We start from the raw sequence: 24,414 nt of genomic DNA, 5'->3' as shown, positions 1-24,414 counted from the left end.
TCGAAAGGGAGGTAGTTACAACATGAACAAAAAGAGACTTGTAAGCATGTTACTTGTGTCAGCAATGACAGCGGCACTGTTCACCGGATGTGGCAGTGACGGAAACCAGACATCCGGAGACAGTACAACGAGCGCAGGAACCAACAGTACCACAGAAGAAGCAGGCATCAAAGAATTCACCGCATTTTTTGCGGTAGCGGGATCTGAGATCAATGACGACAATGAAGTGCAGCAGCTGATCGCAGAGAAGGTAGGCGCCAAAGTAAAAGAGACTTGGCTGACCGGACAGACCGCAGATGAAGCTGTGGGTACCATGATCGCCGGTGGCGAGTATCCGGACTTCATTGAGGGACAGACTGGAACCAAACAACTGTATGAGGCAGGAGCATTGGTAGCACTGGATGATTATCTGGATGATTATCCTAATATCAAGAATCTGTTTACTGATCTGGAGTGGGAGAAGCTTCGTCAGGAAGACGGCCACATTTACTGGATCCCTCAGTTCAGCTGCATCAAGAACGAAGAGAAGGTATGTACACATAATGATGAAGCATTCTGGATTCAGGCAAGAGTTCTGAAATGGGCAGACTATCCCGAGATCCGGACCATGGATCAGTATTTTGATCTGATCGAAAAGTATAATGCAGCAAATCCTACTATGGAAGACGGAACAGCCAATATTCCTTATACCATTCTCTGTGATGACTGGAGATACTTCTGTCTGGAGAATGCACCTCAGTTCCTGGATGGTTATCCTAATGACGGAAGCTGTATGGTAGATCCTGAGACGCTGACGGTACTGGATTACAACACTTCCGATACCGCAGTAAAGTATTTCAAAAAATTAAATGAAGAATACCAGAAAGGCATTGTAGACCCCGAGTCCTTTACCCAGTCTTATGATGAGTATATTTCCAAACTTTCTACAGGACGTGTCCTGGGTATGATCGATCAATGGTGGGATTTCGCTTACACAGCAGGCGATGCCATCAAGCAGGCAGGACTGGATGCACAGGGATGCGATTACATTCCTCTGCCGATTACAATTGATGAAAGCGTAAAGAACCAGTGGCATAATGCCGGTGGCGCATTCAACTCAGGAAGCGGACTTGCAATTACTGTAAGCTGTAAGGATGTTCCCGGCGCACTGAAGCTGATCAATGATCTGCTGGATCAGGATATCCATAACCTTCGTTTCTGGGGTGTGGAAGGTGTTGACTATGAAGTAGATGAGAACGGTGAATTCTACAGAACACCGGAGCAGAGAACGCAGGCTTCCGATACAGAGTATAAGGCATCCCATATGTGCTCTTATTCTTATTTCCCTCAGTACAACGGAACCAGTGATGATGGTATCAATGCAAACAAGCCAGATGGCCAGGCGAGGGAATTCTTCGATGGATTAAACGATGATGTGAAGGAAGCATTCCAGGCATACGGTGCGGAGACTTACGTGGAAATGCTGGGCACCAACGAAGCACCCGGTGAATGGTATCCTATGTGGTCCTTCTCCAATAACTTCAATACCAGCACACCCGGTGGTATGGCATGGACCAAGATCGGTGAAGTAAAGCATGAGTATCTTCCTCAGGTAGTTATGGCAGCTGATTTCGACAAAGCATGGGCGGATTATATGGATGCATATAATGCCTGCAAGCCGGAAGATTTTATCAGTGAATTACAGGCAGAACTGGACAGCAGAATGGAACTGGCAGCAAAGTTCAAATAAAAACATATAAATGAAATTTGAGAATGGGCAGATGCAGGTAAAATTTCATCTGCCCGTTTTTTAAGGAGCGAGGATATGTCGTTAACGAGAACAAAATCGAAACAAAAAGTAAAACAAACCAGAACACCTATCACATGGAAAGAAATCAAAAGGCAAAAAGTTCTGCTTTTCTGGGCAGGAGTAATGATGATCTATGGAGTGATTTTTTACTATCTTCCCTTAGCCGGATGGACGATGGCATTCCAGAATTATAAGCCGCAGTTGGGAATCCTGCACTCCGAATTCGTGGGACTTCAGAAGTTTCAGATGTTATTCTCGGATGTGACATTCCTGCGGGTCATCAGGAACACACTGGCCATGGGCGTGATCAACCTTGTGGCAACTTTCGTTACCGCAATTGTATTTGCAATTCTATTGAATGAAATCAAGAGTAATGGTGGGAAAAAGACAGTACAGACGATCTCTTATCTGCCACATTTTCTTTCCTGGATCATCGTAACCGGTATCCTGCATGATATGTTGTCTGGTACCGGAATTGTAAATGAAGTATTGGTAAATCTGCATGTGCTCAGCCAGCCGATCAATTTCTTTGCCCATCCTGGGTACTTCTGGCCGATTGTAGCATTTGCAAATGTCTGGAAGGAGACAGGATGGAATGCCATTATTTATCTGGCGGCCATCACATCCATTGACCCTTCCCTGTATGAAGCTGCTGCCATTGATGGCGCAGGAAGATGGAATAAAATTAAATATGTTACTCTTCCGGGAATCAAACCGACCATCGTAATTTTATTGCTGATGAATGTGGGTAATGTATTAAATGCAGGATTTGAAATTCAGTATCTGTTAGGAAACGGATTGATACAGAAGTTCTCCCAGACGATTGATATTTATGTATTGAAATGGGGCATCAGCCAGGGAGATTATGCAATAGGTACAGCCGCAGGTATTTTCAAGAGCCTGGTAAGTATCATCCTGATCGTTCTGGCCAATCAGTTTGCAAAACATAACGGCGAAGAGCAGTTATTCTAAAACAGAAAGAGATGGTAATTACAATGATAGATACAAAGTATAAGATCAAATCCAAAAAAAATGACATTTTTCCGTTCATAAACGGCATCATCATGGTCCTGTTTGTGATCGTAACGTTATATCCGGTGCTGAATACTCTGGCAATCTCTTTGAATGATGGTACGGATGCCCTGCGGGGAGGAATCTACCTGTGGCCGAGAAAATTCACCTGGAAAAACTATACGACGGTTTTACATAAAGATAATCTGATCACAGGCGCTTATATCACAGTTGCCAGAACACTGATCGGAACCCTGTTGTCTCTGGCAGCCAATGCGATCCTTGCTTTTATTGTCAGCCGCAAAAGATTCCTGTTCCAGAGAGAGGTTTCCCTGTTCTGGGTCATCACCATGTATGTAAACGGTGGAATGATCCCGACATTCCTTTTATATAAGGGGCTGGGGCTTACCAACAACTTCTGGGTATATGTGATCCCTGGAATGGTAAGCGCATTTAACATGCTGGTAATCCGTACTTATATGAACGGAATCCCTGACAGCTTGGAAGAATCTGCACAGCTGGACGGTGCCGGTTACAGCACTATTTTTCTTAAGATCTATTCTCCGCTGTGTAAGCCGGTTTATGCCACAGTAGCCCTGTTTGTGGCGGTAGGACAGTGGAACTCCTGGTTTGATGCCATGCTTTACAATCGCATGAGCAGTAATCTGACCACATTGCAGTATGAATTGATGAAGCTGTTATCCTCCGTAACCAATCAGGGAACTTCAGCGGAGGCAATGAAGAATGCCGCAGGAACCGTAACACCGACTTCCGTGCGTGCAGCGGCAACGATCATTACCATGCTGCCCATTATCTGTATTTATCCTTTCTTACAGAAGTACTTTGTAGCCGGACTTACTTTGGGTGGCGTCAAAGAATAAAAATCGGAGAACGAGCAAATGGCAGGAGCATATCAGACTGGAATTTATCGAAATGTATTGAAAGAGTGCGGTTATGATGAGACCGCAATCGGGGAAAGACTGGAACAGACCTTTGAAACCATATTTTACGGAACGGAGGCACAACGTTTTTATCATGAGGCAGGCGGTGATATGGCGTATCTGGAGGATACCGGCAATCATGATGTACGCACAGAGGGAATGTCCTACGGCATGATGGTCTGTGTCCAGATGGATAAGAAGGCAGAATTCGACCGCCTTTGGAAGTGGGTGCGGACTTATATGTATATTCCGGCAGGACCCTGCCGCAACTATTTTGCCTGGTCCTGCAGCACGGATGGAACGCACAATGCAGAGGGACCGGCACCGGACGGAGAAGAGTATTTTGCCATGGCATTGTTTTTTGCATCTGCCCGCTGGGGGGACGGAGAAGGTATTTTTGCTTACAGCAAAGAGGCAAAAGCAATCCTGCGGGAATGTATCCACAAAGGGGAGCCTGGACATCCGGGAGAACCTATGTGGGAGCCTTCCAATCATCTGATCAAATTTGTCACAAACATGGATTTTTCTGATCCCTCGTATCATCTGCCACATTTTTATGAACTGTTCGCAGAAAATGCGGAGGAAGGAGACCGGGAATTCTGGAAACAGGCAGCGGCAGCCAGCAGAGAATATCTGCATAAGGCATGCCACAAGGAAACCGGGCTTTCTGCAGAATATGCAGACTATGATGGGACACCCCATGCAGGACATCAGGAAATCTTCGGAAGGCATGACTGGTACTACAGCGATGCATACCGCACCATAGCCAACATTGCTATGGATCATCTCTGGTATGACAAAGATCCGTGGCAGACGGAGATCGCAAACCGGCTGCAGAGATTTTACTGTGAAGAGCAGAGAGAACACTGGGACGGTGTGTTCCTGATTGATGGAACAAGACTGGAAGAGAAGGCACTGCATCCGGTTGCCATTGTAGCAGTCAATGCACAGGCATCACTGGCAGCAGACGGTCCTCATATAAAGGAATGCGTAGACCGCTTCTGGAATACTCCGCTCCGCACCGGGGACAGACGATATTATGATAATTTCCTGTACCTGTTTGCCATGCTGGCACTTTCGGGAAATTACAGAATTTACAAATAAAGAGAGTGGCACATGATTAGCACGGACCGCAGCGGAGCTGAGAAGTGGGAGTGCGTACCACGGAGCATGTAAAGCTGTCCGTGGAACATGCCGATGTGGCAGTAATGTGCCTTGGACTGGATGCAACCATAGAGGGAGAACAGGGCGATGCCGGGAATGAATATGCCAGGAAGCGCCATAGATCTGCCATGGGCGGAACACACCCCGAATGTGAAAGCCATCGTGGATTGTTGGTATCCGGGAGCCAGAGGTGGTAAGGTAATTGCCGAAATGCTGTTTGGAGAATTTTCCCCCTCCGGGAAACTACCGGTGAGATTTTATCATGGAACAGAAAATCTTCCGGTGTGGAATATTAGGGATGACTATGAAAGAAGAGAAGATATACCGGCACGAAGCAGTGGTGCCGGATCGGGGACTGCCCTTTAAGCTATTCCGTTTCGAAGGTGCAGACGGAAAATATATATGTGAGGCGCATCAACATAGCAGTGTTGAAATATTTGCCTTGCGGGAGGGAAAGGTAGATTTTTATCTCGGCGATAAAAAATATGTCCTTCCGGCAGGAAAGTTTATAATTGTGAACAGCAATGAAGTGCATTCCATTCATACATCGGGACGAAATGAGGCAATTGTTTTACAGATCCCAATGGAAAAACAGATAATGCGGTTTTCCGGTGAAAAAAAGGAAGAGGATGGAAAACTTTTTGCATTACTTGAGAAAATGTACAGACAGCAGATCAGAAAAGAGTACGGCTATGAACTGTTGATGCAGAGTATCTTTTATCAGCTGAAATATCTTCTGGTAACCGCTTATCGGATACCTGAGGAAAAGAAGGATTATTATTCGGGGAATACTCATTCAGGACATCTTGAAAGAATTACTGGATACCTTCGGGAACATTATGCAGAAGAAATTTCACTGGAAACCCTGGCAGCAACATTTGGATATTGCCCTACCTACTTGTCGAAAATGTTCCGTCAGTATGGCAGAATCAACTATAAAGATTATCTGCGGAGCATCCGGTTTGAACATGCATTGCGGGAACTGGAGGAAACGGATCTGACCATAGGCGAAATTGCATTAAAGAACGGTTTCCCCAACAGTCAGGCTTTTTCCAGACTGTTCCGGGAGAAATACGGTATTCTGCCAACAGAGTATCAGAGAAGACAAAAAGAAAATGACAGCACAGCTTTTCTAATGATTCAGATCCAAGCAGAAAGTTCCTTACTCGGCAGATTATGATACCTGTGTGGCAGAGGCAAGATTATTAAGCCTATATAGCTAATAATCAGAGAAAAAATTTTATGGAGGAATTTATGAACAGACAAGACGCAGTCAGACGAGCTACTGAATTGGTGGAGCAGATGAGCGTAGAGGAACTGGCTTCACAGCTGCGCTTTGACGCAGATGAAATTCCACATCTGGATATTCCGGAGTATAACTGGTGGAATGAAGGCCTGCATGGTGTTGCAAGAGCGGGTACAGCAACTGTTTTTCCACAGGCAATCGGGCTTGGAGCAACTTTTGATGAAGAACTGCTGGAGCGGGTAGGAGTTGCCGTTTCTACGGAGGCGAGAGCCAAATATAATGAAAATGAAAAACATGAAGACCGTGATATTTATAAAGGAATTACACTTTGGTCGCCCAATGTCAATCTCTTCCGGGATCCCCGCTGGGGGCGCGGACATGAGACTTATGGAGAAGACCCGACACTGATTGCAATACTGGGTGTTGCATTTATCAAAGGTCTGCAGGGAGAGGGAGAATACCTGCGCACGGCAGCGTGTGCCAAGCATTTTGCAGTACATTCCGGCCCTGAGGAAAAACGTCACTATTTTGATGCAAAGGTTAGCATGAAAGAACTTTGGGAAACGTATCTTCCGCAGTTTGAGGCCTGTGTCAGGGAAGGAAAAGTCGAAGCGGTTATGGGCGCATACAACAGAACCAATGGTGAACCATGCTGTGCTCATAGTTATCTGATGGTGGAGGTTTTGAGAAAACAGTGGGGATTTCAGGGACATTATGTTTCAGACTGCTGGGCTATCCGTGATTTTCATGAACACCATAAGGTGACAGACAGACCGGAGGAAAGCGTCAGACTGGCTCTGGAGATGGGCTGCGATGTTAATTGCGGATGTACTTATCAGAAAATCCTGAATGCCTATGAAGAGGGGCTTATTTCCAAAGAACTACTGCAGAAATCAGCCATTCGTTTATTTACGACCAGATTCTTGCTGGGAATGTTTGATGAGACAGAATATGATCATATTCCGTATGAAGTTGTTGAATGTAGGGAACATATTGAGCTTTCCATAGAGGCAGCATGCAAGAGCGTCGTATTGTTAAAAAATGATGGTATTTTACCCTTAAATAAAAAGAAACTTAAAACAATTGGAGTCATTGGTCCCAATGCCAATTCCAGAGAAGCCCTGATCGGCAATTATCATGGGACGGCTTCAAGGTATGTTACTGTACTGGAAGGTATTCAGGACTATGTAGGCGATGATGTCAGGGTACTTTATTCAGAAGGCTGCCATTTGTTTTTAGATCAGGTAGAAAAACTGGCAAGAGAGGATGACCGTATCTCTGAGGCAATGACAGTTGCAGAACATTCGGATCTTGTTATTCTGTGTCTGGGACTGGACGAAAGTCTTGAAGGAGAAGAGGGCGATACAGGAAATGCATATGCATCCGGAGACAAGCAGGGGATGATGCTTCCACCTTCACAGCAGAGGCTTTTGGAAACCGTGGCAGAAATGGGAGTTCCGTTTATTGTATGTATGATGGCTGGAAGTGCTATGGATTTGAACCTGGCAGATGACAGGGCGAATGCAGTTCTTCAGACATGGTATCCGGGAGCAAGAGGTGGAAAGGCAGTTGCAGATATACTCTTTGGAGAAATATCACCTTCGGGTAAATTGCCGGTTACCATTTACCGCAATTTACAGGGGATGCCGGATTTTGATGACTATTCCATGAAGAACAGGACATATCGCTTTGTGGAAAAAGCTCCACTTTATCCATTCGGTTATGGGCTGAATTATGCTGATACACTAGTTATGAGGGCGGAATTGACGGAAGATGTGGTATATGCACAAACGGAAGAACAGAGTGTAGGTGTTGAAGTAACCGTTGCAAATCACGGAGATGTTTTTACAGAGGATGTATTGCAGGTCTATGTACAGGTTGAGGATATCAACGAAGTGCCCAATCCTAAACTTGTCGTGTTTAAGCGCGTACAACTTGCACCGGGAGAAGAAAAGATGGTGACACTGGAAATTCCGAGGAGGGCATTTACCGTTGTAGATGAAGAAGGTAAATTTGTACATACCGGTAGGGGAGCAGATATTTATGTTGGCTTTGGACAGCCGGATGAACGGACGAAGGAACTGACCGGCAAGAAGTGTCTGAAGATTCATATATAATGATGCCAGGGTCAAAAGGTCTAAGCCCACATGAGCTTGCTCATAGGTGGGTGAAAGACCTTAGAACCCGCCCCGATATGAGCATAAAAGTGGGATGATAATCCCACGATATGCGAATATTGGGTAGGATTGCGGGAGTGCGAAGCACGGAACAATCCGTAGGCATCAAAGTCGGGGGCTTTTGACCCCGACATCATATAATGATTGTAATGATATGTAGCGTTCTCATTTCGGTCAACATTTGATTAGAGGTATGCATGAAAAAATGAGTCTGTGTGACGATTAAAAATGTCATCACAGACTCATTTTTGCGATTAAGGAATTTAATATTTCTTCCAGCAGGACGGCAGCATGATCACCAGCATGGGGAAGAGTTCCAGTCGTCCGGCCAGCATGTCGAACATCAGCACACATTTGGACAGAGGACTGAATAATGCAAAGTTCTGGGTGGGGCCGACCAGCTCCAGTCCGGGTCCGATATTGTTCAGGGTTGCCAGTACTGCAGTAAAGTTCGTGGTCAGATCGTATTCGTCCAGGCTGACGATCAGCAGAGAGACGAAGAGCACGATAAAATAAGCCGTCATATAGACATTGGTGGAGCGCAACGTCTCGTGAGAGAGGTTGTGCCCGTCCATCTTGATCTTCTTGACCATACGGGGATGTATCATCATGGACAGTTCCTTGCGGATCGCCTTAAAAAGGATCAGCACACGGGAGACCTTCATACCGCCGCCGGTACTGCCGGCGCAGGCACCGATCATCATAAGTAACAGCAGGATCGTCTTCGATAATTGCGGCCACATGTTAAAGTCAGTGGTGGCAAATCCGGTGGTGGTAATGATTGTTCCCACCTGGAAGAAGGAGTGCCGCAGGGTCTCTCCCAATGTTGCATAGAGAGGACGGACATTCCAGGCAATCGTCAGCGCACTGACCAGAATAATCACAAAATACCAGCGAACCTCTTCGATGGAAAAGGCTTCCTTAAACTGCTTACTGAGCAGGCAGAAATATATGGTGTAATTGACACCGCTTAAGATCATCAGTACCGTCACCGCATTCTGGATCAACGGGGAATAACCGCCGATACTGCTGTTCTTGATACCGAAGCCGCCGGTGCCGACGCTGCCGAAGGTGGTGCACAGGGAATCAAATAACGGCATGCCGCACAGACACAGGGCGATCACACCTAAGATAGTAATGGCAAGATAAATTCCATAGAGGATCTTCGCCGTATCCCGGACTCTCGGTACCAGCTTGCTGACGGAAGGCCCCGGGCTCTCCGCACGCATCAGGTTCATAGTGGAGCCACCCATCATCGGCAGGATCGCCATAATGAATACGAATACACCCATACCGCCGATCCAGTGGGTGAAGCTGCGCCAGAACAGGCTGGCATAGCTTAATGCCTCCACATCTGACAGAATACTGGAACCGGTAGTGGTGAAGCCGGAGATGGTCTCAAAGAGAGCGTCAATATAAAAAGGAATCTCACGGGTGAGAACGAAGGGAATGGCACCGAAAACAGACATGACAAACCAGCCCAGTGCAACGGCGGTGAAGCCTTCCCTGACATACAATTCCTTAAAACGTCCTGTGTGTTTGAAGCTTAACAATTTTCCTAAAATGAAACAAACAGCTGCGGTCACCAGATAGATCAGTGCCACATGATATTCTCCGTAGATCATACCAACGATCCAGGGAAGCAGTAAAAATAATGCTTCAAATTGTAAAATAAATCCGATAATAAAACTCAATATCGCAAAATTCATGATAATGTCCTTCTATAAAATTACCCTTCAATAATATCTTTAATATCATTCAGCCGTGCATGTGTCAGTACTACGACCACATAATCGCCTACATGAAGCTCGTCCTGACCACTGGGAATAATAGCCTGCCCTCCGCGGACGATGGAACAGACCAGGATATTTTTCCGGATGTGCAGACGGTTCAGAGGTATATTGGTAACGGCAGAATCCTCTTTGATGTAGAATTCCAGTGCCTCTGCATGACCGTCTTCCAGCTTATACAGATTCTCCACATTACTGTTGAGAGATTCATTCATGGATCGTGCATATTTAATGATCATATCTGCAGTTACCAGGCGCGGATAGGAGATCGTATCCAGCTTGATATCACTTAAGACACCACTGAAGTTGATACGGTTGATCTTGGTGACTACCTTTGCGCGGGAAGTCCGTTTCGCATACAGTGACAGGAGGATATTTTCCTCATCCAGTCCGGTCAGTGCAGCAAAAGCATCCACGTTCTCCAGCCCCTCCTGTATCAGAAGACGTTCATCCGTACCGTCACCGCAGATGATGGAAGCCTTGGGCAGCAGCTCGCTCAGATGCTCGCAGCGGGCGGGATCCTGATCAATGATCTTGGTATGGATGCCGACTTCTAAAAGTCTTCTTGCCAGATAATAAGCAATGGTTCCGCCACCGACGATCATGGCAGTACGCGCCCTGCCGGCGCCGATACCGATCTTTTTGAAGAAATCATTAGCCTTGGGAGGAGTGGACACAATAGCTACCACATCGCCTTCCCGGAAGACAAAATCACCCCGGGGGATCAGCACCTGATTATCTCTGGTGACCATACATACCAGTACATCGCATTTTAAGGTGGTACGGATGTGGATCAGTTCATAATTATTTAAGAGACAGTCATGGGTCACGCGGAAATGCAGAAGCTCGATCCTTCCCTTGGAAAAAGTATCGATCTTAACTGCAGAAGGAAACTGGAAGATCCGGGCAATCTCGGCGGCACTGGACAGCTCCGGGTTGATGATCATGGCAAGCCCCAGTTCTTCCCGCAGAAAAGCAATCTCATTATTGTAGATAGGATTGCGGACACGGGCGATGGTCTTACAATGTCCCGCCTTTTTCGCAATGACACAGCACAGAAGATTCTGCTCATCGGATCCGGTCACGGCGATCAGCAGATCCGCATGGTCAATGCCGGCCTCAGACAGTGTCTGGAAGCTGACACCATTGCCCACGATGCCCATGGCATCCAGATCATCCGTGATGGAATTCACCTTTTCCTCATTGGTATCGATCACGGTGATATTGTGATTCTCACCGCCTAATTGCTCTACCAGGGTGTAGCCAACCTTGCCGCAGCCCACAATGATTATGTTCATAAAAACCTCCAAAACAAAAGTCATAAAAACAGTTATCGCTTATTATACCACACTATAGAAAAAAAGAGAAGATTGGAAGGAATATCCTGTCCACGGAGACATATATTGTAACTATTCAGAGCATTAAATATCAGCTAAGTCTTGATGAATGCCTGCATTCGCAAAGGAGAAGTTCCGAAGGAACGATTTTGCGCATGAGGTTCTGAATAGTTACGGGAGGAGAAACATGGACAGCCTGCTTCGTATTTTTCCGCAAAAGAGAAGAGCATTCTGGCAGAAGACAGCGGATAATGGGGAAAAAATCTGCGAGATCCGCCTACGTGTGGACAGGCCGGTGATCGTGGAAACATCGAGAGGAGATTATTTCTTAAATAACGGCGGGGAATGGCAGGAGCATCCTTACGGAGCGCATCTGGTGACGGAAGCGGAGATACGGGAGTTGATCGCCTGGCTGTGTCAGGATTCGGTGTATGCTTATGCCGATGAGATCAGACAGGGCTTTTTGACTGTGGAAGGCGGACACCGGATCGGATTGTGCGGACAGGCTGTGTTGGAAAATGAAACAGTGATCCGCACTCTGAAAAATATTGCGTTTATCAATATCCGGGTCGCCCATGAGATCCGGGGAGCAGCTGACGGTATCCTGCCAAAATTATATAAGAAAGGAAAATTTCAGAATACCCTGATTGTATCGCCTCCGGGATTCGGCAAAACCACTCTGCTCAGGGATCTGATCCGTCAGATTTCCGATGGTAATACGTATGGTGCGGGACTTCGGGTGGGAGTGGTGGACGAGCGCTCGGAGCTGGCGGGAAGCTATCTGGGAAGACCTCAGAATGATCTGGGGATGCGGACGGATGTGCTTGATGGCTGTCCCAAGGCTCAGGGGATGTTATTACTTTTGCGTTCCATGTCACCTCAAGTCATTGCAGTGGATGAACTGGGGGAGGAAACGGACAGGCTGGCCTTACAAAAAGCAGCGGCCTGCGGCTGCGGTCTGCTGGCCACTCTGCATGGAACGGATGAGACGGACGCAGCAAAGCGCCTGGGTGAATCCTGCCTGCGACAGATATTTGACCGCATAGTGATCTTAAAAGGAAGGGGACGGATGGAATGCAGATGCTCGGAGGATTTCTGATTCTGTTGGGATGCTTTGGAATGGGACTGTGGTATCGGCAGCAATTCTTAGGAAGATTATATACGATCCGGGAACTCATCCGCATTCTGGAACAGTGGATCAGTGAGATCCGGTACAACGGGTCAACACTTCCGGAATGCTGCCGACAGACCGGCAGACAACGGAAAGACAGGCTGGGAGAGATCTGCACCGAAGTATACCGTGAATATGCGGAGACGGAGGATGCTGGTTTTCTGGAACTGGCGGAGAAAAGCTTTCGCAGACAGCTGCGGATGCTTCCTCTGAAAAAAGAAGACATTGAAGAGTTTTTGCGTTTTGCGGAAAAAGAGGGCTATGCGGATGAAACGATGCAGATAAAAAGTATCGAATTGTCCAGACAGGGACTGGAACATACGGCGGATATGCAGCAGCGGGAAATTACACAGAAATGCAGGCTCTCCGTAGGACTGGGAGCCATGAGCGGTCTGCTGATACTGTTATTGTTAGTCTGATGCCGGTTCCGGAGACCACAGAGAGAAGAGAAAAGGACGGGGAAAGATGGGAATAGGACTGATCTTTAAAATAGCTGCGGTAGGAATCCTTGTAACGATACTCAGCCAGGTCTTAAAACACAGCGGCAGGGAGGAACATGCTTTTCTCGTCAGCCTTGCGGGACTGATCCTGGTTCTTAGCTGGATCGTTCCGTATATCTATGATCTGTTTGATACCGTACAGACTCTGTTTTCGTTTTAATAGGAGGAAATATGTCCGAGATCATTAAGATTGCATTGCTTGGAATCGCCGGAGTTCTTTTTGCCATACAATTTAGGCAACAGCGGCCGGAATATACGCTGCTGATCGGATTTGCCCTGAGTGTGCTGGTATTTTCCTATGTGCTGGGGCTGACGGGACAGTTGCTGGAGGAGTTTGCGGGATTACAGCAGTACCTCGGGGATGCAAAAGGGTATCTCGGTATTTTGATGAAAGTGGTGGGGATCACCTACCTGTGTGAATTCAGCGCCGGAATCTGCAAGGATGCCGGATTCGCAGCGGTATCGGATCAGATCGAGATTCTGGGAAAACTTTCGGTACTGTTTGCGGGACTGCCGATTCTGCTTACGGTGATCCGACAGATCTATGGTATTTTATAAGAGTGAGGGAGCAATGGATGCAATGTGGCAGGAATATGGCATGGAAGAACTGGAAAAAGGGATGCAGAAGCTGTTTCCGGCCTCCCGGATCTCCGTGGCGGAATTGATGGGACAGCTGCTGCAGGGAGATGTGCTGGGGGCAGCGGGAACCCTGTTGCAGGAAGTGATACAGGGAATGGGAGCATCTGCTGCTGGCAGGAAAAATATTCTGATCTGGCTGATCGTACTGGGAATCCTTTCTGCACTGCTGATTCATTTCGTGGAGGTTTTCGACAAACATCAGATTGCGGATTTAAGCTTTTACTTTATCTATCTGCTCATGGGAGTGATCCTGCTGCAATGTTTTTCCGGGATTCTGGGAACCGCAAGAGAGACGGTGGAAAATATCGTGTTGTTTGTAAGGCTGATGGTACCTACGTATCTTCTTGCGGTGGGAGTGGCCTCGGGGCCGGCTACAGTGGGAGCCGGGTATCAGCTGATGCTGCTTCTGATCTATGGTACGGAAAAAATACTGTTGGGTGTGGTACTACCACTGATTTACTGCTATGGCCTGTTGACCATGATCAACGGGATCTGGGTGGAGGAAAAGCTGACACTTTTGACGGAACTTCTGGAAAAGGCGGTGGGCTGGATTCTCAAGGCTTCTCTGGGAGTGGTCACGGGGATCAGCGTGTTCCAGTCATTGATCACACCGGTATTGGATTCCGTGAAGACCTCCGCCGTGGAAAAGGCACTTTCGGCACTGCCGGGGATCGGAAATGCGGCAGACGGGCTTCTGGAGCTGGCGGTGGGTTCAGCCGTTGTCATCCGCAACAGCATCGGCGTACTTTTGCTGTTACTGCTTCTGGCGGCGTGTGCGGCTCCGCTTCTGGAGATTTTGTTTACTGCGTTTTTGATCAAGTGTGCGGCAGCTTTTATGGGGATCGTCAGCGATAAAAGAGTGACCAACTGTACGGATCATATGGGAAATGCAGGGATGCTTCTGTTTCGTACTGCGGGCACAGCCATGCTGTTGTTTCTGATCACATTGGCACTATTAGCTATCGGAAGCAGGGGGAGGTAAGAGGATGCAATGGTTATACCGGGTGATCGGACAGGCCGGGATCTTCCTGATCTGTGCACAGACCGTAGTGCATTTCAGACCGAAGGAGTCCTACGATAAATATTTGAAACTGTTATTATCCGTTATGCTGTTGCTGCAGTTGTTACAGCCTGTTCTGGCCATGTTCGGCGGCGGAGACGGCTGGAATGCAGAAGAACAGGTGACAGGATTTATGCAAGAATTGCAGACCGTGCTGACCCGGGCCTCCGAACAGGCAGAACAGTCGCAGGAAGAGATCGGGAATACGGCAGCTGCTGTGGCGCAGGAAGCCGGGGAAGGATATGACCCGGCAAATGTGTGGGAGCAAGATTCTGCACAGGGAGCTGTTACAGGAGAAAATAGTGGGGAAGTATCGGATCAGAAGGAAACAGATAGGGAGAATGCAGAAACGGAGGGGATCCATGTGGACATTGCACCAATCCGGCTGGAATGATGGAGAAGTCTGCCGGAGAGTTAAGGAAAATGACGGTAGAAAAACCGGAGCCAGGGAAGAAAAAGAGGTGAGAAGCAATGGGTGAATTCTGGGAAAAGATCACAGGCAGCATTGGTACAGGTAACGGTGCAGGCGGTTCCGGCCCTCCGAAATGGTTCCGTCGGGACAACCTGTTGATTCTGGTATTGTTGGGTGTCCTATTGTTTATCATCGCCCTGCCGGTGAAAAAGGAGGAGCCACAGGCAGCTTCCGTCGGCACAGAGACTGCAGAACAGTACAATGCCGGAATTTTCACTTCTCCTTCGCAGACAACCGGGGAACAGGAGACGGCGGTAGATACCGAAACCCGGGCGGTGGCAGCGGGAAGCGCGGAGGAATATACCGCCTATCTGGAGGGAAAACTGAAGAAAATGCTGGAATCCGTCCGGGGACTGGGAGAGGTGGAAGTCATGATCACATTGGAATCCTCGGAGGAAAGAATTGTGGAAAAAGACATGACTGCGGATCGTTCCCAGACAGAAGAACAGGACTCCGCCGGAGGAACCCGCACCGTGAGTTCTTCCAATACCGGATACCAGACCGTCTATCAGGACGGCAGTCAGGGCACACCGTTTGTAGCGAAGACGATCACACCCAAAGTGGAGGGGGTGCTGGTGGTGGCGGAAGGAGCCGGAAAAGGCAATATGACCAGTGAAATCACGCAGATCGCACAGGCACTTTTCGGTGTGGAAGCCCACAAAGTCAAGGTGTTGGAAAAATGAGTCACAGGAAACATATCCGCACAGACGGGTACATACAATAGAGTATAAAATCAAGAAGGCAGATACAGGCCTTTGGAAAAGGGGAACGCAGTGAAAAACTTAATTAAGAAGAATCAGCTTATGATTACCGCACTTGCCATCATGATAGCCATTGCAGGTTATCTGCAGTTTGCGGGGACCAACCTGGAAAAGGAGTATCTGGCGTCGGATAATACAGAAGATCTCAGTGCAGTGGATTCCACAGACATTGTCACAGATATGGAAAGCCTGGATTCGGATGTGGAGATCGTCATGGAAGATTATCTGGATGAAGATATGCAGGTGGCAGAGGCTACGCCGGACGAAGGGGAGATTCCCGGGGAAGCAGTGTTGACCGGAACGAACGGTGTGGAGGTACTGTCTGCTGCAAGACTTTCCAAGGAGCAGACCAGAGCCCGGAATAAAGAGACCTTATTGGAGATTATCAACAGTACTGAGCTCAGCGATGCCCAGAAACAGGAAGCGGTGGACAGTATGGTGCGCATGACTGATATCGCGGAAAAGGAAGCGGCGGCCGAGGTGCTTTTGCAGGCGAAAGGTTTCAGTGAAGCTGTGGTCAGCATCAACGGGGATGCCGTGGATGTGGTGGTCAATGCCGCAGAACTGACGGATGTGCAGCGGGCACAGATTGAAGATATCGTAAAAAGAAAGACGGATATTGCGGCGGAAAATATCGTCATCAGCACCATTGCACAGTGATATTTTTGTGTACATAGGGGAAAAATTATGTTATGATACCAAGGGTCGAGAGACGACGGTGCGATGCAAGCTCGCTTGCGGGAGCATCCGGAGATTCGAGAGCCGTACCACATGAGTAAGGAGCCATTTTTCGCGGAAAAATGAGCGGATTACGAATGCGGTCCAGATTGTGAGAGTGCGAAGCACGGAACAATCTGGATGGTATCATAACTTAACCTGGAAAACTTGACAAAAGGAAGAAACAATGAAGAGAGTCTTTTTAATTGTATTGGACAGCTTCGGTATTGGCGAAATGCCGGATGCCGCAGCTTACGGTGACATCAATGTAAATACACTGGGGAGCGTGTCAAAGAGCCCTTTTTTTCATATGGAAAATATGAAAAACATGGGTTTGTTTAATATTGACGGCGTGGAAGTGGGAGAGAAAACAGACCATCCCACGGCAGCTTATACCCGCATGACGGAGCGTTCCCGTGGAAAGGACACGACCATCGGACACTGGGAGATCGCAGGTATCTATTCTCCCAAGCCGCTGCCTACCTATCCGGACGGCTTCCCCGAGGATGTGCTGGAAGAGTTCCGGATCCGCACCGGCAGAGATGTGCTGTGCAATAAGCCGTACTCCGGCACACAGGTCATTGCGGATTACGGGGACGAGCATGTGCGCACCGGCAAACTGATCGTATATACTTCCGCAGATAGTGTGTTTCAGATCGCTGCCCATGAGGATGTGGTTCCTGTGGAGCAGTTATATGATTATTGCCGTATCGCCAGACAGATCTTACAGGGAGAGCACGGCGTGGGCCGTGTCATTGCCAGACCTTTTATCGGTGAGAGCGGACATTATACCCGTACTCCCAGAAGACACGATTTTTCCCTGCTGCCTCCCGCAGTGACAATGCTGGATCAGCTGAAGGCCGCCGGTAAGGATGTCATTGCTGTGGGTAAGATCCAGGATATTTTCGTAGGCAGGGGCATTACCGAGCATGTATACACTTCCGGCAATGCGGAAGGCATTGAGCGGACACTGGAATATCTGGACAAGGATTTCGAAGGACTCTGCTTTATCAATCTGGTGGATTACGACATGCTCTACGGCCATAGAAGAGATGTGGACGGCTATGCGAAGGCACTGGCTTATTTTGATGAAAAGCTGCCGGAAATCCAGGCACACATGAAGCCGGAAGATATTCTGATGATCACGGCAGATCATGGCTGTGATCCCGCATATACGGCTACCACGGATCACACCAGAGAATATACTCCGTTTCTTATGTACGGTGCGCCTGTGACGCCGGGGAATCGCGGAACCAGACCGACTTTTTCCGATATCGGAGCTACGGTATTGGATTATTTCGGAATCCAACCGGAGTTTGAAGGAAGCTCTGTTTTAAAGGCAGATCCATCATAGATAGCAGATCCCGAAGAACTGCGAAAATAGATTTTTAGAGATATAAGAGATATATTTGGAGGACTATAGTAGTGAGTAATAATTATACAGAAGAGATCAACCGCCGCCGGACGTTTGCCATTATTTCCCACCCGGATGCCGGCAAGACGACCCTGACCGAGAAGTTCCTGCTCTACGGAGGAGCCATCAACCTGGCAGGAAGCGTAAAGGGTAAGGCAACGGCCAGACATGCGGTATCCGACTGGATGCAGATTGAGAAAGACAGAGGTATTTCCGTTACCTCTTCCGTATTGCAGTTTGAATATGACGGTTACTGCATCAATATTCTGGATACCCCGGGACATCAGGATTTCTCTGAGGATACCTACCGTACCCTGATGGCAGCGGACTCCGCAGTTATGGTCATCGATGCTTCCAAGGGTGTCGAGGCCCAGACGAGAAAGCTGTTCAAGGTCTGCGTGATGCGCAAGATCCCTATTTTCACCTTCATCAACAAGATGGACCGTGAGGCAAGAGATACCTTTGAACTGTTGGATGATATCGAGAAGGAGCTTGGCATTGCCACCTGCCCCATCAACTGGCCCATCGGTTCCGGTAAGGAATTCCAGGGTGTCTACGACCGTGAGAAAAAGTGTGTGATCGCATATTCCGATACGGAGAAGGGAACGAAGGAAGGAACTTCCACCGAGATCCCCATTCAGGACGAAGAACATCTGAAGGAACTGATCGGAGAGGATGCAGCGGACAAGCTGCTTGGCGAGGTGGAACTGTTGGACGGTGCCAGCGCAGAGTTTGATCTGGAGGAAGTGCAGAAGGGTAACCTGACCCCGGTATGCTTCGGATCTGCTTTGACCAACTTCGGTGTGGAGATCTTCTTAAAGCATTTCCTGAATATGACTACCACGCCGCTGCCAAGAAAAGCAGACATCGGCATGATCAACCCGACGGAGCATGAGTTCAGTGCCTTTGTTTTCAAAATCCAGGCTAACATGAACAAGGCTCACAGAGACCGTATCGCATTCATGCGTATCTGCTCCGGTAAATTCGATGCCAACATGGAAGTGCGTCATGTGCAGGGCAATAAGGTTATGAGATTATCCCAGCCCCAGCAGATCATGGCGGATGAACGTAAGATCTTAAACGAGGCTTATGCGGGTGATATTATCGGTGTCTTCGATCCCGGCATTTTCTCCATCGGAGATACACTGTGCATGCCCAGGGAGAAGTTCCAGTATGAAGGTATTCCGACCTTCGCACCGGAGCATTTTGCCAGAGTGCGCCAGGTGGATACCATGAAGAGAAAACAGTTCGTCAAGGGCGTAGAGCAGATCGCTCAGGAAGGTGCCATCCAGATCTTTCAGGAGTTCAATACCGGTCTGGAAGAGATCATCGTCGGTGTGGTAGGTGTGCTGCAGTTCGATGTACTGAAATACCGTCTGGAGAACGAATATAACGTGGAGATCCGTCTGGAGAACCTGCCTTATGAGCATATCCGCTGGATCGAGAATAAGGATGAGATCGACCTGGCCAAGCTGTCCGGTACTTCCGATATGAAGAAGGTCAAGGACATGAAGGGTAATCCTTTATTGCTGTTTGTGAATTCCTGGAGCATCGGCATGACTCTGGACCGTAATAAGGGACTGGTGCTGACGGAGTTCGGACGCAATTAGTAATTATATGGAAACAAAAAGTGTGTAGGGGGATAGAATGCGGAATAAGAAAAAGTTATGTGCCGGAATTCTGATGTTACTGCTTTTGACAGGATGCTCCTCACAGGAGGTTCTGCAGGAAGTACCCCAGACCATCGTGCTGCCCGAGTCACAGATAGATACTATGCCTGTGCAGGAGACGGCGGCTGCGGAAAATGACAATACAGAGAGCTTTTCCCTTTTAGAGGAGGGAGGCTCTCGTTTTGCATATGAGAGTCTGGATGCGCAGGAACAGATCTGGTATCAGGAGATCGAGCAGGCGATTGGGTCTATGGATGACACGATCAAACTGTCCACGGAACCGTTGGAACAGGGAATGGATGAACAGGACATTGACAAAGTATTTCAGTGCGTGCTGATAGATCATCCGGAGATTTTTTACACCACAGGATATACTTATACCAAATATTCCAGAGGGGAGAAAACCGTAGGAATCGACTTCGCAGGCACTTACGATCAGACGAAGGAAGAGGCCGTAGCGCGGGCGGAGGCCATTCGCAGTGTGACGGCGGAATGGCTGTCCGGTATGGAAGAGGCGGCTTCTGAGTACGATAAGGTAAAAGCGGTGTATGAGGCGGTCATCTTTTCCACAAATTATGATCTGAGTGCGGCGGATAATCAGAACATTGCCTCGGTATTCTTAGGAGGAGCCTCTGTCTGCCAGGGATATGCCAAAGCCACCCAGTATCTGTTGAATCATCTGGGGGTGATGTGCACCCTGGTGCAGGGAACGGTGGATACCGGAGAAGCTCATGCCTGGAATCTGGTACAGGTGGACGGGGACTATTATTATGTAGATACCACCTGGGGAGATGCCTCTTACCGCATGGAGAATGGCAGCGAGCAGAGGAGCCTGCCGGAGATCAATTATGATTATCTGTGCGTGACTACAGAGGATCTGCTACGGACGCATCGTATCGAAGCGGTGATCCCCATGCCGGAATGTACGGCGACGGAAGCAAATTATTATGTGCGGGAAGGTTCCTACTTTACTTCCTATGACCATGAACAGATGCAGGCGGTCTTCGACAGAGCCATAGAGGGCGGCAGAACGGAAGTGACGATAAAATGTGCAGATGAACTCTGTTATCAGGAAATCTGTCATGCATTGATCGATGAGCAGGAGATTTTTTCCTATATGCAGATACAGGGGAACAGCAATACCGTCACTTATGCCCAGAACGGGAAACAATTATCCTTGACTTTTTGGGTGACAAATGAATAAGGATTTGGTATACTGTAACTAATTAGTTATTATTAGGAGGATCAGCTATCATGGAAAAAGAAATAGATAAGAAGAACCTGGTATTAAGGGAAGACGAGAGCATCGGTACCGTACAGATCGCCGATGATGTAGTGGCTATGATCGCATCTTTAGCAGCTACCGAGGTAGACGGTGTCAGCGCCATGGCTGGTAATGTTACCAACGAACTCATGAGCAAGGTAGGCGTTAAGAGCCTGACCAAGGGTGTCAAAGTAGAGGTGCTGGACAAGAATGTGACCGTGGATCTGACTGTGACCATGGAGTACGGTTACAATATTCCCGCTACCTGTCAGGCAGTACAGCAGAAGGTGAAAAATGCCATTGAGAATATGACAGGACTGACCTGCTCTGATGTGAACATCCGTATTGCCGGTGTGAACATGAAGAAGGATAAATAAGAGGAATTACAGGAAGATATTATGGGAAGACACGAGCAGAGAGAACAGGTTTTCAAACTTTTATACCGCGTGGAGTTTCATGCACCGGAGGATATGCCGGAACAGATCGCATTGTTCCGCGAGAATAATGAGGAAGTTCCTTCCTGGCAGGATGCAGATGCCATTGCGGCCCGCTTTGAGAAGATCAGGGAGAAAATCCCCGAGCTTGACAGGCTGTTGAATGAGAATACCGAAGGCTGGGATACCACCCGTATGGGAAAGGTGGAGCTTGCAGTACTGCGCCTTGGTGCATATGAGCTGCGCTATGATGACGATATCCCGAATGGCGTTGCTATTAACGAGGCAATCGAGATTGCCAAAAAGTACGGACAGGAAAGCTCTGGCGGATTCGTCAATGCGATCCTTGCCAAGATCATGAAATCCGGTGAGTAGGATACAGAACGTAATCAGCGTACGACAACTGAATACTTATATCAAAAATATGTTCACGCAGGATTACTTTTTACAGATGGTATCTGTAAAGGGTGAGGTAAGCAACTGTAAATACCATCCCTCTGGACATATTTATTTTACGTTAAAGGATTCTGCCAGTGCCCTGAACTGCATTATGTTCGCCGGAGACCGGAGAGGTCTGGGATTCCGGCTGACGGAAGGGCAGCAGGTAATTGCGAAGGGCAGTGTGAGTGTATTTGAGCGTGACGGCAGATATCAGCTGTATGTGAAGGAAGTGACGCAGGACGGCACCGGAGCCCTCTATGAAAAATACGAACAGCTAAAACGGGAACTGGCGGAAGAGGGTATGTTTGCTCCGGAGTATAAGCAGCAGATTCCGAAGTATATCCATACCCTTGGGGTAGTCACGGCAGATACCGGCGCTGCTGTCCGGGATATCATACAGATCGCCTCCAGACGGAATCCTTATGTGCAGATTATTTTGTATCCGGCGCTGGTACAGGGGGCTTCGGCGGCTCCTTCCATTGTGAACGGAATCCATGCACTGGAGAGACAGGGCGTGGATGTCATGATCGTGGGACGCGGCGGCGGCTCCATTGAGGATCTGTGGGCGTTCAACGAGAGAATGGTGGCACAGGCAGTATTCGACTGCTCTGTTCCCATTATTTCGGCGGTTGGACACGAGACGGATACCACGATCATTGATTATGTGGCGGATCTGCGGGCACCGACCCCGTCGGCAGCGGCAGAACTGGCAGTGACACAGGTCAGTGATATTGAGAATGAGATTCTGGACAGACAGGACAGGCTGTATCAGCGGATGGGACGAGTGCTTCAGCATAAGAGGCAGCAGGCGGATCAGATGGAAATGCGCCTGAAATATTTAAGCCCCGCCAGCCGGATACGGGAGAAGAGGACTTACAGCATACAGCTGGAAGACCGGCTGCAGAACCGGCTGCAGGCGATCCTGCGGGAACGCAGACATAATCTGGCATTGTATATTGAGAGAATGAAAGCGGTCTCTCCTTTGGAAAAGTTAAACAGTGGTTTTTCCTATGTGGAGGATACCGATGGGAAAAATATCCGTTCCGTGACCCAGGTGGAAGCAGGGGAGCGCCTGCGGATCCGGGTGAGTGACGGCGTGATCGATACCCGGGTGGAACAGATACAGAAGGAAGAAAGACTTCCCGGATAGCATTTACCGGTATCCGGGGGGATGCAGATAGATGCGGGCAGCAGACGGAGGTGCTATTTTGGCAGGAAAAAAGAAAACGGAAGCACAGGAACCACAGAGCCTTGAAGAGAATTTTTCCGCAGTGGAAGAACTGATCGGACAGCTGGAAGCAGAGGATATTTCTCTGGAGGAAGCTTTTACGGCGTACAGCAAGGGCATGAAGCTGCTGAAACAGTGCAGCGAACAGATCGACCGGGTGGAAAAACAGGTCATGAAGCTGAACGAAGAGGGCGGACTGGAACCGCTGGATCCCCAGTAAGCATACAAGTATACCGGCAGGTAGAGGAAGGTTGGCATCAGACATGGAAGAAACATTATTCAGACAGGAATTGCAGAAGAGAACGGCAGCAATCGAAGAATTGCTTAAGGAATATCTTCCGGCGGAGGAAGGATACCAGAAGACCGTTATTGAAGCTATGAATTACAGCCTTATGGCAGGCGGAAAGCGTCTGCGTCCCATGCTGATGCAGGAGACCTATAAGATGTTCGGCGGCGACGGTGATATTATAGAGCCTTTTATGGCGGCGATCGAGATGATCCATACATATTCTCTGGTACACGATGATCTGCCGGCCATGGATAATGACGAGTATCGCAGAGGCCGCAAGACCACCTGGTCTGTGTACGGAGACGGAATGGGAGTTCTGGCAGGAGACGGACTGCTCAATTATGCCTTTGAGACTGCATTTCGTGCTTTTCCGGCATGCACATCGGGAGAACCGGTAGATCCGAATTACCCGAGAGTGGCGGCGGCACTGAATATTTTAGCCCGCAAGGCAGGAATCTATGGGATGATCGGCGGCCAGAACGCAGACATTGAAGCGGAGAAACAGGCAGAACCTCTGACCACAGAACAGATCCTGTTCATCCATGCCAACAAGACGGCAGCCCTGATCCAGTCGGCCATGACTATCGGAGCTACGCTGGCAGGGGCAACCGATGAAGAGATTGCGGCATTGGAACTGTGTGCCTACAATGTCGGCATTGCATTCCAGATCCAGGATGACATTCTGGATGTGATAGGGGACAGCAAGGAGCTGGGAAAAGCTACCGGAAGTGATGCACAGAATCATAAGCAGACCTATGTGACTTTACACGGACTGGAAGAATCCGGCAGAGAAGTGGAACGGCTGACCGGGGAAGCGGTAGCGATTCTGGACAGCTTTTCGGGAGAACATGAATTCCTGAAGGAGCTGTTGCTGCACCTGGTCCATAGAACGAAATAGC

At 48.4% G+C, this 24,414-nt stretch carries 26 protein-coding genes; 24 read left to right on the top strand and 2 right to left on the bottom strand.

What is annotated here, in order from left to right:
* Positions 1-22: 22 nt before the first annotated feature.
* The 8 genes from DW835_RS01060 (at position 23) to DW835_RS01030 (ending at position 8,268) form a co-directional block, all read left to right on the top strand.
* Complete coding sequence (locus tag DW835_RS01060) at positions 23-1,729, top strand: hypothetical protein (protein ID WP_022313630.1); 1,707 nt, start codon at positions 23-25, stop codon at positions 1,727-1,729.
* 183 nt (positions 1,730-1,912) lie between these two features.
* Positions 1,913-2,761 (top strand): ABC transporter permease subunit, encoded by an 849-nt coding sequence (locus tag DW835_RS01055; protein WP_330672087.1) that lies wholly within the window; start codon positions 1,913-1,915, stop codon positions 2,759-2,761.
* A gap of 23 nt (positions 2,762-2,784) precedes the next feature.
* A complete protein-coding gene (locus tag DW835_RS01050; protein ID WP_022313632.1) occupies positions 2,785-3,681 on the top strand; it encodes a carbohydrate ABC transporter permease in 897 nt (298 codons plus the stop codon).
* Positions 3,682-3,699: 18 nt separating this feature from the next.
* Positions 3,700-4,845, top strand: a complete 1,146-nt coding sequence (locus tag DW835_RS01045; RefSeq protein WP_118730496.1) for a glycosyl hydrolase family 8 — start codon at positions 3,700-3,702, stop codon at positions 4,843-4,845.
* A gap of 44 nt (positions 4,846-4,889) precedes the next feature.
* Positions 4,890-5,102, top strand: a complete 213-nt coding sequence (locus tag DW835_RS01040; RefSeq protein ID WP_347559345.1) for a hypothetical protein — start codon at positions 4,890-4,892, stop codon at positions 5,100-5,102.
* Positions 5,002-5,271, top strand: a complete 270-nt coding sequence (locus tag DW835_RS18665; protein ID WP_347559344.1) for a glycoside hydrolase family 3 C-terminal domain-containing protein — start codon at positions 5,002-5,004, stop codon at positions 5,269-5,271. Before DW835_RS01040 ends, DW835_RS18665 begins: the two co-directional genes overlap by 101 nt.
* A complete protein-coding gene (locus tag DW835_RS01035) occupies positions 5,168-6,085 on the top strand; it encodes an AraC family transcriptional regulator (protein WP_243036996.1) in 918 nt (305 codons plus the stop codon). The genes DW835_RS18665 and DW835_RS01035 overlap by 104 nt, the downstream gene beginning before the upstream one ends.
* A 74-nt stretch (positions 6,086-6,159) precedes the next feature.
* Complete coding sequence (locus DW835_RS01030) at positions 6,160-8,268, top strand: glycoside hydrolase family 3 C-terminal domain-containing protein (RefSeq protein ID WP_118730494.1); 2,109 nt, start codon at positions 6,160-6,162, stop codon at positions 8,266-8,268.
* Between the two features lie 323 nt (positions 8,269-8,591).
* Here DW835_RS01030 and DW835_RS01025 read toward each other — a convergent pair whose 3' ends face one another.
* Positions 8,592-10,037 carry a TrkH family potassium uptake protein gene (locus tag DW835_RS01025; protein WP_118502810.1) on the bottom strand — a complete coding sequence of 482 codons (1,446 nt, stop codon included), beginning with the start codon at positions 10,035-10,037 and terminating at the stop codon, positions 8,592-8,594.
* A gap of 20 nt (positions 10,038-10,057) precedes the next feature.
* Positions 10,058-11,416, bottom strand: a complete 1,359-nt coding sequence (trkA, locus tag DW835_RS01020) for a Trk system potassium transporter TrkA (protein ID WP_117464847.1) — start codon at positions 11,414-11,416, stop codon at positions 10,058-10,060.
* 226 nt (positions 11,417-11,642) lie between these two features.
* Here trkA and spoIIIAA point away from each other — a divergent pair, with 226 nt between their 5' ends.
* The 16 genes from spoIIIAA to DW835_RS00940 all read left to right on the top strand — a co-directional run bounded on the left by spoIIIAA (position 11,643) and on the right by DW835_RS00940 (position 24,413).
* A complete protein-coding gene (spoIIIAA, locus tag DW835_RS01015; protein ID WP_242993324.1) occupies positions 11,643-12,554 on the top strand; it encodes a stage III sporulation protein AA in 912 nt (303 codons plus the stop codon).
* On the top strand, positions 12,530-13,045 hold the full coding sequence (locus tag DW835_RS01010; protein ID WP_022313640.1) for a stage III sporulation protein AB: 516 nt from the start codon (positions 12,530-12,532) through the stop codon (positions 13,043-13,045). Before spoIIIAA ends, DW835_RS01010 begins: the two co-directional genes overlap by 25 nt.
* Before the next feature lie 46 nt (positions 13,046-13,091).
* On the top strand, positions 13,092-13,286 hold the full coding sequence (gene spoIIIAC / locus DW835_RS01005) for a stage III sporulation protein AC (RefSeq protein WP_022313641.1): 195 nt from the start codon (positions 13,092-13,094) through the stop codon (positions 13,284-13,286).
* 11 nt (positions 13,287-13,297) lie between these two features.
* Positions 13,298-13,684, top strand: a complete 387-nt coding sequence (locus tag DW835_RS01000; RefSeq protein ID WP_022313642.1) for a SpoIIIAC/SpoIIIAD family protein — start codon at positions 13,298-13,300, stop codon at positions 13,682-13,684.
* Complete coding sequence (locus DW835_RS00995) at positions 13,671-14,747, top strand: stage III sporulation protein AE (protein WP_117464850.1); 1,077 nt, start codon at positions 13,671-13,673, stop codon at positions 14,745-14,747. Before DW835_RS01000 ends, DW835_RS00995 begins: the two co-directional genes overlap by 14 nt.
* A 4-nt stretch (positions 14,748-14,751) precedes the next feature.
* Complete coding sequence (locus DW835_RS00990) at positions 14,752-15,219, top strand: stage III sporulation protein AF (RefSeq protein ID WP_118730493.1); 468 nt, start codon at positions 14,752-14,754, stop codon at positions 15,217-15,219.
* Positions 15,220-15,296: 77 nt separating this feature from the next.
* Positions 15,297-15,980, top strand: coding sequence for a stage III sporulation protein AG (locus DW835_RS00985; RefSeq protein WP_117464852.1), 684 nt, complete (start codon positions 15,297-15,299; stop codon positions 15,978-15,980).
* Between the two features lie 90 nt (positions 15,981-16,070).
* Positions 16,071-16,718, top strand: coding sequence for a SpoIIIAH-like family protein (locus DW835_RS00980; RefSeq protein WP_117464988.1), 648 nt, complete (start codon positions 16,071-16,073; stop codon positions 16,716-16,718).
* A gap of 244 nt (positions 16,719-16,962) precedes the next feature.
* Positions 16,963-18,129 carry a phosphopentomutase gene (locus DW835_RS00975; RefSeq protein WP_118730492.1) on the top strand — a complete coding sequence of 389 codons (1,167 nt, stop codon included), beginning with the start codon at positions 16,963-16,965 and terminating at the stop codon, positions 18,127-18,129.
* 71 nt (positions 18,130-18,200) lie between these two features.
* On the top strand, positions 18,201-19,799 hold the full coding sequence (locus tag DW835_RS00970; protein WP_022313649.1) for a peptide chain release factor 3: 1,599 nt from the start codon (positions 18,201-18,203) through the stop codon (positions 19,797-19,799).
* A 37-nt stretch (positions 19,800-19,836) separates the two neighbouring features.
* Positions 19,837-21,063, top strand: coding sequence for a transglutaminase domain-containing protein (locus DW835_RS00965; RefSeq protein WP_022313650.1), 1,227 nt, complete (start codon positions 19,837-19,839; stop codon positions 21,061-21,063).
* Between the two features lie 50 nt (positions 21,064-21,113).
* Positions 21,114-21,500 carry an Asp23/Gls24 family envelope stress response protein gene (locus DW835_RS00960; RefSeq protein ID WP_022313651.1) on the top strand — a complete coding sequence of 129 codons (387 nt, stop codon included), beginning with the start codon at positions 21,114-21,116 and terminating at the stop codon, positions 21,498-21,500.
* 21 nt (positions 21,501-21,521) lie between these two features.
* Positions 21,522-21,932 (top strand): transcription antitermination factor NusB, encoded by a 411-nt coding sequence (gene nusB / locus DW835_RS00955; protein WP_022313652.1) that lies wholly within the window; start codon positions 21,522-21,524, stop codon positions 21,930-21,932.
* On the top strand, positions 21,925-23,148 hold the full coding sequence (xseA, locus tag DW835_RS00950) for an exodeoxyribonuclease VII large subunit (RefSeq protein ID WP_347559343.1): 1,224 nt from the start codon (positions 21,925-21,927) through the stop codon (positions 23,146-23,148). The genes nusB and xseA overlap by 8 nt, the downstream gene beginning before the upstream one ends.
* 58 nt (positions 23,149-23,206) lie before the next feature.
* Positions 23,207-23,446 carry an exodeoxyribonuclease VII small subunit gene (gene xseB / locus DW835_RS00945; RefSeq protein ID WP_227061530.1) on the top strand — a complete coding sequence of 80 codons (240 nt, stop codon included), beginning with the start codon at positions 23,207-23,209 and terminating at the stop codon, positions 23,444-23,446.
* Between the two features lie 43 nt (positions 23,447-23,489).
* A complete protein-coding gene (locus tag DW835_RS00940; RefSeq protein WP_117568636.1) occupies positions 23,490-24,413 on the top strand; it encodes a polyprenyl synthetase family protein in 924 nt (307 codons plus the stop codon).
* Position 24,414 lies beyond the last annotated feature (1 nt).

This window comes from Clostridium sp. AM34-9AC (genome assembly GCF_003480225.1).
Classification (GTDB): Bacteria; Bacillota; Clostridia; order Lachnospirales; family Lachnospiraceae; genus Acetatifactor; species Acetatifactor acetigignens.
The sequence above is the reverse complement of the archived record's forward strand: the minus strand, read 5'-3'. Positions and strand labels throughout refer to the sequence as shown.

Bases quoted from the DNA above. Each gene is read 5' to 3' on its own strand.
- DW835_RS01030 (WP_118730494.1), top strand. From the start codon at position 6,160: ATGAACAGACAAGACGCAGTCAGACGAGCTACTGAATTGGTGGAGCAG.
- DW835_RS01025 (WP_118502810.1), bottom strand. From the start codon at position 10,037: ATGAATTTTGCGATATTGAGTTTTATTATCGGATTTATTTTACAATTT.
- DW835_RS00990 (WP_118730493.1), top strand. From the start codon at position 14,752: ATGCAATGGTTATACCGGGTGATCGGACAGGCCGGGATCTTCCTGATC.
- DW835_RS01000 (WP_022313642.1), top strand. From the start codon at position 13,298: ATGTCCGAGATCATTAAGATTGCATTGCTTGGAATCGCCGGAGTTCTT.
- DW835_RS00965 (WP_022313650.1), top strand. From the start codon at position 19,837: ATGCGGAATAAGAAAAAGTTATGTGCCGGAATTCTGATGTTACTGCTT.
- spoIIIAA (WP_242993324.1), top strand. From the start codon at position 11,643: ATGGACAGCCTGCTTCGTATTTTTCCGCAAAAGAGAAGAGCATTCTGG.
- DW835_RS01050 (WP_022313632.1), top strand. From the start codon at position 2,785: ATGATAGATACAAAGTATAAGATCAAATCCAAAAAAAATGACATTTTT.
- DW835_RS01035 (WP_243036996.1), top strand. From the start codon at position 5,168: ATGGAACAGAAAATCTTCCGGTGTGGAATATTAGGGATGACTATGAAA.
- DW835_RS01045 (WP_118730496.1), top strand. From the start codon at position 3,700: ATGGCAGGAGCATATCAGACTGGAATTTATCGAAATGTATTGAAAGAG.
- DW835_RS01010 (WP_022313640.1), top strand. From the start codon at position 12,530: ATGCAGATGCTCGGAGGATTTCTGATTCTGTTGGGATGCTTTGGAATG.
- spoIIIAC (WP_022313641.1), top strand. From the start codon at position 13,092: ATGGGAATAGGACTGATCTTTAAAATAGCTGCGGTAGGAATCCTTGTA.
- trkA (WP_117464847.1), bottom strand. From the start codon at position 11,416: ATGAACATAATCATTGTGGGCTGCGGCAAGGTTGGCTACACCCTGGTA.
- DW835_RS18665 (WP_347559344.1), top strand. From the start codon at position 5,002: ATGAATATGCCAGGAAGCGCCATAGATCTGCCATGGGCGGAACACACC.
- DW835_RS00985 (WP_117464852.1), top strand. From the start codon at position 15,297: ATGGGTGAATTCTGGGAAAAGATCACAGGCAGCATTGGTACAGGTAAC.
- DW835_RS01060 (WP_022313630.1), top strand. From the start codon at position 23: ATGAACAAAAAGAGACTTGTAAGCATGTTACTTGTGTCAGCAATGACA.
- DW835_RS00960 (WP_022313651.1), top strand. From the start codon at position 21,114: ATGGAAAAAGAAATAGATAAGAAGAACCTGGTATTAAGGGAAGACGAG.
- DW835_RS00995 (WP_117464850.1), top strand. From the start codon at position 13,671: ATGGTATTTTATAAGAGTGAGGGAGCAATGGATGCAATGTGGCAGGAA.
- nusB (WP_022313652.1), top strand. From the start codon at position 21,522: ATGGGAAGACACGAGCAGAGAGAACAGGTTTTCAAACTTTTATACCGC.
- DW835_RS00940 (WP_117568636.1), top strand. From the start codon at position 23,490: ATGGAAGAAACATTATTCAGACAGGAATTGCAGAAGAGAACGGCAGCA.
- DW835_RS00975 (WP_118730492.1), top strand. From the start codon at position 16,963: ATGAAGAGAGTCTTTTTAATTGTATTGGACAGCTTCGGTATTGGCGAA.
- DW835_RS01055 (WP_330672087.1), top strand. From the start codon at position 1,913: ATGATGATCTATGGAGTGATTTTTTACTATCTTCCCTTAGCCGGATGG.